General features: G+C 50.4%; 10 protein-coding genes. 4 read left to right on the top strand and 6 right to left on the bottom strand.

The annotated features are described in order from the left end of the window. Positions 1–25 precede the first annotated feature (25 nt). From ACO7SM_RS01370 to glpE, 3 genes are all read right to left on the bottom strand, one after another. Positions 26–784, bottom strand: coding sequence for a DeoR/GlpR family transcriptional regulator (locus ACO7SM_RS01370; protein ID WP_192614265.1), 759 nt, complete (start codon positions 782–784; stop codon positions 26–28). 65 nt (positions 785–849) lie between these two features. After that, a complete protein-coding gene (gene glpG, locus ACO7SM_RS01365; protein ID WP_490469418.1) occupies positions 850–1,680 on the bottom strand; it encodes a rhomboid family intramembrane serine protease GlpG in 831 nt (276 codons plus the stop codon). A 44-nt stretch (positions 1,681–1,724) separates the two neighbouring features. Continuing rightward, positions 1,725–2,051, bottom strand: coding sequence for a thiosulfate sulfurtransferase GlpE (gene glpE, locus ACO7SM_RS01360; RefSeq protein ID WP_490469417.1), 327 nt, complete (start codon positions 2,049–2,051; stop codon positions 1,725–1,727). Positions 2,052–2,239: 188 nt separating this feature from the next. Here glpE and glpD point away from each other — a divergent pair, with 188 nt between their 5' ends. Then, entirely contained in the window at positions 2,240–3,748 is a 1,509-nt protein-coding gene (gene glpD / locus ACO7SM_RS01355; protein WP_490469416.1) for a glycerol-3-phosphate dehydrogenase, read from the top strand. 44 nt (positions 3,749–3,792) lie between these two features. Here the strand turns inward: glpD and ACO7SM_RS01350 are convergent, their stop codons facing one another. Further along, the gene (locus ACO7SM_RS01350; protein ID WP_490470849.1) at positions 3,793–4,905 is read right to left on the bottom strand and encodes a glycerol dehydrogenase; all 1,113 of its coding nucleotides are present in this window, start codon (positions 4,903–4,905) and stop codon (positions 3,793–3,795) included. A 337-nt stretch (positions 4,906–5,242) separates the two neighbouring features. On the opposite strand from ACO7SM_RS01350, the gene ACO7SM_RS01345 reads away from it, so the two are divergent. The 3 genes from ACO7SM_RS01345 to ACO7SM_RS01335 are packed head-to-tail and all read left to right on the top strand — an operon-like array spanning position 5,243 to position 9,245. After that, positions 5,243–6,574 carry an MFS transporter gene (locus tag ACO7SM_RS01345; RefSeq protein WP_490469415.1) on the top strand — a complete coding sequence of 444 codons (1,332 nt, stop codon included), beginning with the start codon at positions 5,243–5,245 and terminating at the stop codon, positions 6,572–6,574. Next, positions 6,571–8,286: a dihydroxy-acid dehydratase gene (gene ilvD / locus ACO7SM_RS01340; protein ID WP_490469414.1), complete on the top strand. Its 1,716-nt coding sequence runs from the start codon at positions 6,571–6,573 to the stop codon at positions 8,284–8,286. Before ACO7SM_RS01345 ends, ilvD begins: the two co-directional genes overlap by 4 nt. Before the next feature lie 53 nt (positions 8,287–8,339). After that, positions 8,340–9,245, top strand: a complete 906-nt coding sequence (locus ACO7SM_RS01335; RefSeq protein ID WP_490470848.1) for a dihydrodipicolinate synthase family protein — start codon at positions 8,340–8,342, stop codon at positions 9,243–9,245. Positions 9,246–9,296: 51 nt separating this feature from the next. Here the strand turns inward: ACO7SM_RS01335 and ACO7SM_RS01330 are convergent, their stop codons facing one another. Together ACO7SM_RS01330 and ACO7SM_RS01325 are read right to left on the bottom strand one after the other, a co-directional pair. Then, positions 9,297–10,052 carry an IclR family transcriptional regulator gene (locus tag ACO7SM_RS01330; RefSeq protein WP_490469413.1) on the bottom strand — a complete coding sequence of 252 codons (756 nt, stop codon included), beginning with the start codon at positions 10,050–10,052 and terminating at the stop codon, positions 9,297–9,299. A gap of 191 nt (positions 10,053–10,243) precedes the next feature. Next, positions 10,244–11,197 carry a PstS family phosphate ABC transporter substrate-binding protein gene (locus ACO7SM_RS01325; RefSeq protein ID WP_490469412.1) on the bottom strand — a complete coding sequence of 318 codons (954 nt, stop codon included), beginning with the start codon at positions 11,195–11,197 and terminating at the stop codon, positions 10,244–10,246. Between the last annotated feature and the right edge of the window lie 100 nt (positions 11,198–11,297).

Genomic DNA, 11,297 nt, shown 5'->3' with positions numbered 1-11,297 from the left:
TTTAGCTGTCATCCGGCAAACGTCATTAGCACAGCTCCAGCTGAATATGATGCTCTGCAATCACCTGCATCACGCCTGCGGGCGGCATGGTATCGGTATAGACCGCATCGACCAGACTAATGCTGCCCATGTTCACCATCGCATTACGACCAAACTTCGAGTGATCCACCACCAGCATGACGTGGCGTGAATTTTCAATGATCGCGCGCTTGGTGCGTACTTCGTGATAATCAAACTCCAGCAATGAGCCGTCGCTATCGATGCCGCTGATCCCCAGAATGCCAAAATCGAGGCGGAACTGAGAGATAAAATCGAGCGTTGCTTCGCCAATGATCCCGCCATCACGGCTGCGAAGCTCACCGCCGGCCAGAATAATGCGAAAATCCTCTTTCACCATCAGCGTGTTCGCCACGTTGAGGTTGTTGGTCACAATACGCAGATTGCTGTGATCCAGCAGCGCATGCGCGACCGCCTCCGGCGTTGTACCGATGTCGATAAACAGCGTGGAGCCATTCGGTATTTGCGTGGCGACTTTACGCGCGATACGCTCTTTTTCCGCCGTCTGCGTTGCTTTTCGATCATGCCATGGCGTGTTCACGGAACTGGAAGGCAGCGCCGCACCACCGTGATGACGCAGAATCATATTCTGATCGGCCAGTTCGTTGAGATCGCGGCGAATCGTCTGCGGGCTGACGGAGAAATGCTCCACCAACTCCTCGGTGCTGACGTATCCCTGCTTTTTTACCAGTTCAATGATCGCATCATGTCGTTGTGTTTGTTTCATTCTGAATCCCTGGAATTATGAAATTCGTCCAGCAGGCGTTATTGTTGCAGCCCGTGGGCGAATTTCTATGTTCGTTTTCGCACATTAACAGTATCAGCCAATGCCATTGCCAAACCTACCGCCAGCCCGGCGATGTGTGCGCCATTCGCCATCGACATCCCAAACATGTCAAACCAGCCAGCCACTATCCAAATCAACGCAAAAATAATCAAACCACGCTGAAGGTATATGCCACTTTGCGGATCGCGTTCACCGCGCAGCCAGACATACCCCATCAAGGCGTAAACAACACCCGAAAGCCCGCCAAACCACGGGCCGCTAAATTTCTGCTGCACATAGCCGCTCAGCAGTGCGCTGATCACCGTAATGACGATCAATTTGCCGCTGCCCAGACGTTTTTCGACCGCCCCGCCAAGGTACCACCACCACAGCAGGTTAAAGAGAATGTGCATCAGCGAGAAGTGCATAAACGCGTGGGTGAAATAGCGCCAGAACTCATATTTCAGCGACGGGTCAAACGGCCAGGCCAGCCACAGCATCACGTTCTGATCGCCCATGATGTTCATCGCGAGAAACACCAGAATGCATGCCGCCATGACCAGCCAGGTCACGGGGCCTGCCCGTTCACGCAGCGTGGCAATAAACGGGAAACGGCGGTAGTGGAGCCCGCTGTCGGTATGACCGGACTGCCAGCTCGCCGCCAGATAACGCGGATCGCCCGGGTTTTCGAGGAATCGCGCCAGCTCCGCCTGTACACGCCCGGCCTGGGATTCATCCGCCAGCCAGACGTCGCTTTGGTCATGTTGTTGAATCGTCAGGATAACGCCCTGCGTCGCCATATAATCAACAAATGCCTGCGCCACGCGGGGGTTAGCAAAAGAGGTAATCATCAACATCGTTGCTGTCGCTTAGTCCACACAAAAGAGGACAGTATAAAGGCTTACGAGCCGTATGCCACCTCTGAGGGAAAATGGCGGTGCCAGGCATCAAAACCGCCATCAATACTGTAGACCGCGTCATAGCCCTGCTGGAGAAGATACTGCGCCGCCCCTTTGCTGCTGTTTCCGTGGTAGCACATCACCATCACCACGTTATCAAAGTCATGCTCGCGCATAAACGTACCCAGCGTGTCATTGGTCAGATGGAACGCGTGCGGCGCATGTCCCATCGCAAAACTTTGCGGATCGCGGATATCGACCAGTACCGCCTTTCCGTGATGCAGTTTTTGATGAGCTTCTTCAACATTAATACATTCAAACTGATCCATAGACTCTCTTTCTTTTATTACCGGTAAGCCATAGTAACGCCCAGTGTACGTTCAGACGGCAGGTAAACACCATAATGTTATATGTATCACTCTAAAATGTTTTTTCGATGTTACCAATGGCGCGTTTCTTTGCTATTATGTTCGATAACGAACATTTCTGAGCTATAACGAAAGCGTAAGAGGGCAGCATGGAAACCAAAGATCTGATTGTGATAGGCGGGGGCATTAACGGTGCCGGTATCGCGGCAGACGCCGCTGGACGTGGTTTATCCGTGCTGATGCTGGAAGCGCAGGATTTAGCCTGCGCCACCTCCTCTGCCAGTTCTAAACTCATCCACGGTGGCTTGCGCTACCTGGAACACTACGAATTCCGCCTGGTCAGCGAAGCGCTGGCCGAGCGTGAAGTACTGTTGAAAATGGCGCCGCATATCGCCTTCCCGATGCGTTTTCGTCTGCCGCACCGCCCGCACCTACGCCCGGCATGGATGATCCGTGTCGGTCTTTTTATGTACGATAACCTGGGCAAACGCACCAGTTTACCCGGTTCAACCGGTTTGCGTTTTGGCGCAGACTCTGTGCTGAAACCTGAGATCGTGCGCGGTTTCGAATATTCTGACTGCTGGGTAGACGATGCGCGACTGGTTCTGGCAAACGCCCAAATGGTGGTTCGCAAAGGGGGTGAAGTGTTAACCCGTACCCGTGCGACCTCCGCCCGCCGCGAAAACGGTTTGTGGGTCGTGGAAGCGGAAGACATCGATACCGGTAAAAAACTGACCTGGCAGGCGCGTGGCCTGGTCAACGCGACGGGCCCGTGGGTGAAGCAGTTCTTCGACGACGGTATGCATCTGCCTTCACCGTACGGTATCCGCCTGATCAAAGGCAGCCACATCGTCGTGCCACGCGTCCACACGCAGAAGCAGGCTTACATCCTGCAAAACGAAGACAAACGCATTGTGTTTGTGATCCCGTGGATGGATGAGTTCTCGATAATCGGCACCACCGACGTTGAATATAACGGCGACCCGAAAGCGGTGAAAATTGACGAAAGTGAAATCAATTACCTGCTGAAGGTCTACAACGCGCACTTTAAGAAACAACTGGGGCGCGACGATATCGTCTGGACTTACTCTGGCGTACGCCCGCTGTGTGATGACGAATCCGATTCGCCGCAGGCCATCACGCGTGACTACACGCTGGATATTCACGACGAAAACGGCAAAGCCCCGCTGCTGTCTGTGTTTGGCGGCAAGCTGACCACCTACCGTAAGCTGGCCGAACACGCGGTGGAAAAACTGTCGTCTTACTATCAGGGCATTGGCCCGGCCTGGACCAAAGAGTGCATCCTGCCAGGCGGCGAGATTGGCAATGACCGCGAAGATTACGCAGCAAAACTGCGCCGCCGCTACCCTTTCCTGACGGAATCGCTGGCGCGCCACTACTCGCGCACTTACGGCAGCAACACGGAATGGATCCTGGGCGAAGCCACGTCGATTGCGGACTTAGGCGAAGATTTCGGTCACGAGTTTTACGAAGCGGAGTTGAAGTATCTGGTCGAGCACGAGTGGGTACGCCGCGCAGACGATGCGCTGTGGCGTCGCACCAAAGAAGGGATGTGGCTCAACGCCGAACAGCAGTCCCGCATCACCCACTGGCTGGCGGAATATCTGGATAAACGCCAACTGTCGTTAGCGTCTTAATCAAAAAACGCCCATTAGAGAAACACTAACGGGCATTTTTAGTCCTATCTGAGTGACTTTATTTTTCCTTTTCGGGTTTGTCCAACCGCATCTGCAGCTCTCAATGCTGCAAGAACGGCGTCTGGTGTAATTTCACACGGCTCATTATGAATGGTTTCTCCCGGCTGGCAGGCTGCCTGTGCTACCGCCAATAGCTCTTCGTCACTGACATCAGTCAGACCAATGTCTGCCAGCGTTGTCGGCAGTCCTACTTCTTCGCAGAACTGATACACCTCTTCAATGAGTTCAGGTGCCCTGTCAGTTAATAGCAACATTGCCAGCGTACCAAAGGCAACCTTTTCGCCGTGCCAGTACTGATGCGTTGCGGGAAGTACTGTTAAACCATTATGAATAGCATGCGCTGCCGCCAGTCCTCCACTTTCAAAACCAAGTCCGGATAAAAGGGTGTTGGCTTCAATAATATGCTCCAGTGCTGGCGTAACCTTATGTTGCTCACAAGCCAGCTTTGCCAATTGGCCATAGCGGATCAACGTGTTGTAACAGAAACGCGCCAGTTCAAAAGCGGTCATCGGTCCTGGACGGGAGGTCATATTACCGGCCCCTTTTATCCGACAATCTTCCGCTTCAAACCAGGTTGCCAGCGCATCCCCCATACCAGAGATTAAGAAACGAACCGGGGCTGCGGCAATAATCGCACTGTCCACCAGCACCAGTGTGGGATTACGAGGGATCATCAGATAACGTTTGAATTTACCTTCCGGTGTATAGATAACCACTAATGAACTGCAGGGAGCGTCTGTTGAGGCCAGCGTGGGGACGACAGCAATCGGAAGGCGCAAACTTGCCCCTGTTGCTTTGGCTGTATCTAATGTTTTTCCACCGCCCATACCTACAATAACATCTGCCCCAGTCTGCTGCGCGCGCGAAGAAATTCGGGCGATCTCTTCATCGCTGCATTCACTATTGAACACCTCAATCTCAAAATCAATCACGCCGCGAAGTGCCGACGCGAGAATATCCTGATACCCCTTATAAACCACAGGATCTTGTAAAATAAGCGCTTTATGACCTAAAGATGCAAGTTCCTGAGGCAAATGTGTTGTTAATGCCCCTTTCCCCTGAACGTAGCGCGACGGAAATATTGCCGTTGTAACCATTTTGATTCTCCTCATAATTCAAGTTCCATATACAGAACATAAATTCTACCCATGGAATTTATTGTAAGATATCTGATGCACACAACCCGAAAATAAGAAGAAAGGTTCATCCTGTGAAGGGTGACACAGTTTTGCTATCGCTTCGCAAAACTGGCCTGTTTTAAGCAAGGAGACGGATATTCCACAGCCGTTAACAACAGGATATGAAGCAAATCACAAAACATAACCTTTCTTTAAGCATGGAATTGACGCTAAAAAAATATCCCCTCATAGTATTTACATGCAGAACAATAGTTCCATACACAGAACACACTATTTTATATAAAGGGATGTGCTAATGAGCATTGAAATCGACAAACCGACTACACGAGGACGCTGGCTACACATCATTCCAGCAACCATCCTCGTCTATATCGTGGCTTACATGGACAGGACGAATATCGCTATTGGGATAGCAGGGGGAATGGAGGAAGACCTTGGCATGACCGCCTCTTTCGCCGGTCTGGTTGCAGGGATTTTCTTTATTGGATATATCTTTTTGCAAATTCCCGGCGGTCAAATCGCGGAACGATTAAGCGCCAAGAAATTAATCGCCTGGACAATCGTTGCGTGGGGCGGATTTGCGCTGTTGACAGGCTTCGTACAGACCCCCACACAGTTGTTAATTATCCGCTTTGTCCTTGGCGTTGCTGAAGGCGCAGTCTATCCCGCCATTCTGGCACTAATTGGTCACTGGTTCCCCAATGAAGAACGCGCCAGGGCGATTGCCTATTTCCAGATGAACCTTGCCGCGGCTTCTATTATCACCGGGCCACTTTCCGGGTGGTTAATCGAAACGTATGGCTGGCGAGAAATGTTTATTATCGAAGGCTTACTTTCCCTGGGCCTGCTGTTTGTCTGGTTGCCTTTGGTCTCTGACCATCCTCACCAGGCCAAATGGCTGGATCCTAAAGAACGTGCCTGGATAGAGCAGAAATTGCAGTCAGACCGCGCACTCGCCATCGGCGGAGATACAAACAGTATCCGCAGTGTCCTGCGCAGTATTAATTTGTGGAAGCTTATCGGTATCTATTTCTTCGTGCAGGTCGGTTTCTACGGTTTTGCTCTCTGGATGCCTAATCTGATTAAACACCTGACAGGCAGCGGGATGACCATCGTCGGTTTGCTTACTGCTGCACCTTATATTTTGTGCATCGTCGGTCAGTATTACATTGCAAAATGGTGCGACAAAACAATGAATCGCCGCCTCTATACGGCCATTCCATTGCTGGGTTTTGCCGCTTGCCTCGCACTCTCCTTAATGTTGAAAGATAGCGTCTGGCTTTCATACGGCATGATGGTCATCTGCGGCTTCTTCCTGCAGGCCTATGCGGGACCTTTCTGGACATTACCACCGTTACTCTTTGCACCCAATGTCCTGGGAGGTGTACGCGGCACAATCAACGCACTGGGCAATATCGGCGGTTTTATCGGTCCTTATCTGGTGGGACTGTTAACCGTCTCGTTCTCACAAACGGCTGGGATGACGGTCCTGGTTGCCGCGTTGCTCATCGCTGTCGCACTGCTTTTCAGTCTACCTTCTGTTACCGCCCGTCCTGCTGGCAGTAACAACACTCATCATGCACCGGCGTCCGATACGTCGCTGAAACAAGAAGGAATCGCCAAATGAGTCAGAAATGCCAACAAGCCCGTGACCTGTGGTCACAACTGGACGCCTTGCGTCTTGGGATGAATTACACCAAAGAAGATGTTAATAAGCTGCAAGTTCTGGTGGATGACTGCTATGGCGAAAGTCATCCGGGCAGCTTTCATCTCAATCATCTGGGCGATGAAGCCGTATTAGGTATCCATGAAAGTGGCGGTCGTGCGGTTCGCCATCATGTGACCGATATTTGCGATGGCTGGGGCCAGGGACATGATGGGATGAACTATATTTTAGCCTCCCGTGAGGCTATCGCGAATATGGTCGAAATCCACGCTTCCGTCGTGCCCTATGATGCAGGCATCCTGATCTCAAGCTGCGATAAATCTATCCCGGCACATCTGATCGCCGCTGCACGCCTGAATTTACCTATGCTGCATATCCCCGGTGGCTCAATGCGTCCGGCCCCCAATATGAGTACCTCCGATCTTGGTGGCATTACTGCCAAACTCAAGAAAGGCGAGATAGGCATCCAGCAGGTGGAAGCCATGCAGCAGTGCGGTTGTCCTACAGCAGGCGCTTGTCAGTTTATGGGAACGGCCAGCACTATGCAGTGCATGTCTGAAGCGCTAGGACTGGCCTTACCGGGAAGTGCATTACTACCTTCTACGCTGGCCGAGATCCGTCGCATCGCACGTAGCGCGGGCCATCAGGCGCTCTATCTGGCAGAAAAAAATATCACAACACACAAAATTCTCACCCCGGCTGCGTTTGAAAACGCCATTAAGGTGCATGCCGCCATTGGTGGCAGTACCAACGCCATGATCCATCTTCCGGCAATCGCTCATGAGCTAGGTTGGGAGCTCAAACCGGAACTGTTTGACCAGATTAACAATCAGATCCCTTATCTCACCAATATTCAACCCAGCGGTCAGTACGTCACTGAAATGATGTGGTTCGCAGGCGGCGTACCAATGGTGCAATGGTATCTTCGCGACTATCTGGATCTGGATGTCCTGACGGTAACGGGGCGCACACTGGGCGACAACCTGGAGATGCTCCATCAATCTGGCTTTTTTACCCGTAACCACGGATACCTCAGTAATTATAAAGTCAGTCCAGAAGAGGTGATTCGTAAACCAGAAAATGCCACCAAGAAAGGCTCAATTGCCGTGCTCAAAGGCAATATCGCGCCAGAAGGTGCGGTGATCAAATATGCAGCGTGCGCGCCAGATATGCACCACCATACAGGGCCTGCGCGCGTCTTCAATTCTGAAGAGGATGCGCAGCAAGCCATTATTCATAACCATATCGAACCGGGCGATGTCATTTTTATTCGTTATGAAGGCGCCAGGGGGTCAGGCGCGCCAGAAATGCTCATGACAACAGACGCGATTGTTTACGACAAACGTCTTGATGGCAAAGTCGCGCTGATTACCGATGGTCGTTTTTCTGGCGCCACCAGCGGACCGTGCGTCGGTCATGTTTCTCCGGAAGCTGCGGATGGCGGCCCCATCGCGCTTGTCGAAGAAGGCGATCTCATTGAGATGGATGTCAAAGGGCGCAAACTCAACATTGTGGGCATTAACGGCGAGTATAAAACAGAAGAGGAAATCCAGCGCTGCCTTGAAGACCGTCGGGTGAACTGGACGAAACCCGATTATTCACATCGACGTGGCATCTTTAAGCAATTTACGACCAACGCAACCTCATTAATGGCGGGCGCCTGGATTAAATAATTTCCCTGGTGGGCTGAGTCATTTTTAGCCCACCTGCTTTTAAGGATAAATACATCATGCAAACAGAAAAATTTAAAGGCGTCTTTCCGCCTGTACCCACTATTGTCAACGCGCAGGGAGAATTAGATAAGAAAGGGATGGCGACTTTGCTCGATCATCTTATTGATAACCAGGTCGACGGTGTATTATTACTGGGAAGCGGTGGTGAATTTTGCCACATGACAAAAGAGCAGCGCTTTGAAGTCGCCGAGTTTTGTGTTCAGCACATCAATCATCGAATTCCAGTCTTATTAGGGATCAGTAGCACCAGCACTCAAGATGTGATCACTTACGGTCAGCATGCCGATCACCTTGAGGTTGATGCCGTGCTGGTTCTCAATCCTTATTATGCGAAACTGACTGATGACTATATTTATCATCATTTCAGAATGGTCGCCGAGAACATAAAAACACCGGTAATTCTTTATAACTTTCCGGCGCTCACCGGTCAGGATCTCAGCGTTGAATTAATTACTCGACTCGCACATGACATTCCCAATATCATTGGGATAAAAGACACAGTGGATAATATTAGCCATATTCGTGAAATCATTAATACAGTAAGACCTGTTCGCCCTGATTTTATTGTTTTCTCGGGCTATGATGAATATATGATGGATACATTGATCATGGGCGGAAATGGCGGGATCCCCGCGACGGCTAACTTTGCCCCGCAGCTAACCTGTGGCATTTATCGTGCATGGTGTGAAAAAGAATATGAAACCATGTTTAACCTGCAACGCAGACTGTCTGCATTATCGACCATTTACAGTCTGGATACCCCTTTCTTCGGGATTATCAAAAAAGCAATTCAACTCAGTGGCATCGATATACCGGTAGGAGTTATGCCCCCGGTACAACCTGCAAATGACGCACAAATTGTCAGTCTTAAAAAAGTATTACATCGCGCGGGGTTGTAAATGATAAGCGGGCTTAACGCCCGCATTTTTCTGCATGATCCCATCGGAATGCTAGCGCAACATATACGACAGGCGGCGACTGGCGTCCATCATCTGCGTCGCGAGCGATTCTCTTTTTTCATCCGGGATTTGAAATGCCACGCCCGATACGCTCAATGCCGCAACTACCTTCCCTTCGGCATTAAATACAGGAGCCGCGATGCAACGAACCCCCAAAGAATCTTCTTCATTATCATAACCCCAACCACGCCGACGAATCCCCGCTAACTCTTGCTTAAGAATATTAACATCGGTAATTGTCGTATCAGTAAATCGGGTCAGTACCTGATCGGGAGGCAACAGATCATCCAGTTCTTCACTGCTAAGCCAGGCAATCAGTACTTTCCCCAAACCAGAACTATGCAGAGAGAGGCGCTTCCCTTCCCAACTGCGTATTACGATAGCCTGTGGGCTTTCCAGCTTCAAAAGATAAATAGGGGAGTCGCCTTCAAGAACGCCAAGGTGACACGTTAAACCTGTTGAATCACGAATTTCTTCCAGAACCGGTAAAGCAATTTTTTTAATATCGTACTGTTCTGCGGCTTTATTACCTAATTCATAAAGGCGTAAGCCCAGATAATACTTGTCTTTTTCCTGACGCAATAAGCCATGAGCAACCATACCCGTAAGTAAAGATGAGGTACTGCTTTTTGCGATCCCTGAATTCTGGTGAATCTGCGTGAACGTCGCGCCATCGCACTCCATAAGGTAAGCGAAGACCCGCATAATTTTGTCGAGAGCAGGAATAGATGTTGTGATTTTTTTCATAAGTTTATCAATTAATTATAATTAATTCTTTGAATACTATACACCACCAGACGGTTATTATTCCATATCAACGCACAATAACTGAGCATAAAAATGCGACCCCAAGGGCTAACACTTGTGAGCTAAGCTTTTGAAAGAAGCCACAGCGCCTGGCGTTGCGGCTGCTTTACTGCCGTGGATAGGGGTTCACTCTATTGCAACGTCTTATACAGCGGTACATACCCCACATCCTGCACCAGTTGCTGCCCCTGCGGGCTTAAAAACCAGTCCACCAGCTTTTGCGTTTCCGGCGTTGGGTTTTCGCGGGTGACCATATATGCCTCGACAATGTACGGATAAGTCCCGTTGCGGATATTTTCTTCCGTTGGCGCGATGCCGTTGATTGCCAGCAGCTTGATCTGTTTGCGCATTTTGAGCATGTTCGCGTTCATACGCGTCACATAGTAGCGGAAGGTGTAGCCAATCGAAGAGGGTGTATTCTGGTAATCAGCCACTTCCGTGATGAGGCCGCCCATCAGATCAATCACCGTCGATTTTTTGGCAGGCAGCATCGGCGTCCCTTGCATCACCACCTCCTGCATGACCGTCTGACTCCCGGAGTCTTCCGGGCGTTGCCAGACTTTTATACGCTCGTTGCTGCCTCCTGCTTTATTCCAGCGGGTGACTTTACCACTGAAAATATCCTTCACCTGCTGTGAAGTAAGCGTGTTAACTGGATTTTTTATATCAACGATAAAGACAAAGGCTTCGCGGGCGAAAGGCGTGTAGGTCAGTTTGACGCCAGCCTCCGCCGCCCGTTTCTTTTGCCCTTCAGAAGGTTGAGCGACAAAAATAATATTGGCAGTGCCTTTGATGAGATTGTCATACGCTTCAGGCGTGCGTGTCTGATACAGACCATAATTTTGCCAGGCCACAGAGGTTTGAGCGGAATCCGTGGGTTCTGGCACTAACTGGTAGTAAGCAGAAGCATAAAGCGGATATAAGGCCGTTGCGCCATATACCCTCGGCCACTTTTGCCACTCATCGGTGTAACGGAGGGTCGGCTCTCCCCATATAGTGGTCAACTTATGGCTCTCTTCTTCTCTTACGCTGTTGTAGTATCCTTCCCGATCGACACAACCTGCCGTCAGAGTTAACACCGTCATCAAGAGCAATGCTGAGCATAGACAATCGCTAAATGCCGTTGTTTTCCGTAATAATTCCATCTTGTTAAAGTCCCTTTATATCGTGTGCTTATCACATTCC

It is taken from the genome of Citrobacter sp. LJND-P06 (assembly GCF_058188415.1).
The sequence above is the reverse complement of the archived record's forward strand: the minus strand, read 5'-3'. Positions and strand labels throughout refer to the sequence as shown.

What these genes read in the sequence shown, in the direction of transcription:
- glpG (WP_490469418.1), bottom strand. Translation starts at nt 1,680, where the DNA reads ATGTTGATGATTACCTCTTTTGCTAACCCCCGCGTGGCGCAGGCATTT.
- ACO7SM_RS01345 (WP_490469415.1), top strand. Translation starts at nt 5,243, where the DNA reads ATGAGCATTGAAATCGACAAACCGACTACACGAGGACGCTGGCTACAC.
- ACO7SM_RS01370 (WP_192614265.1), bottom strand. Translation starts at nt 784, where the DNA reads ATGAAACAAACACAACGACATGATGCGATCATTGAACTGGTAAAAAAG.
- ilvD (WP_490469414.1), top strand. Translation starts at nt 6,571, where the DNA reads ATGAGTCAGAAATGCCAACAAGCCCGTGACCTGTGGTCACAACTGGAC.
- glpE (WP_490469417.1), bottom strand. Translation starts at nt 2,051, where the DNA reads ATGGATCAGTTTGAATGTATTAATGTTGAAGAAGCTCATCAAAAACTG.
- ACO7SM_RS01350 (WP_490470849.1), bottom strand. Translation starts at nt 4,905, where the DNA reads ATGGTTACAACGGCAATATTTCCGTCGCGCTACGTTCAGGGGAAAGGG.
- glpD (WP_490469416.1), top strand. Translation starts at nt 2,240, where the DNA reads ATGGAAACCAAAGATCTGATTGTGATAGGCGGGGGCATTAACGGTGCC.
- ACO7SM_RS01330 (WP_490469413.1), bottom strand. Translation starts at nt 10,052, where the DNA reads ATGAAAAAAATCACAACATCTATTCCTGCTCTCGACAAAATTATGCGG.
- ACO7SM_RS01325 (WP_490469412.1), bottom strand. Translation starts at nt 11,197, where the DNA reads ATGACGGTGTTAACTCTGACGGCAGGTTGTGTCGATCGGGAAGGATAC.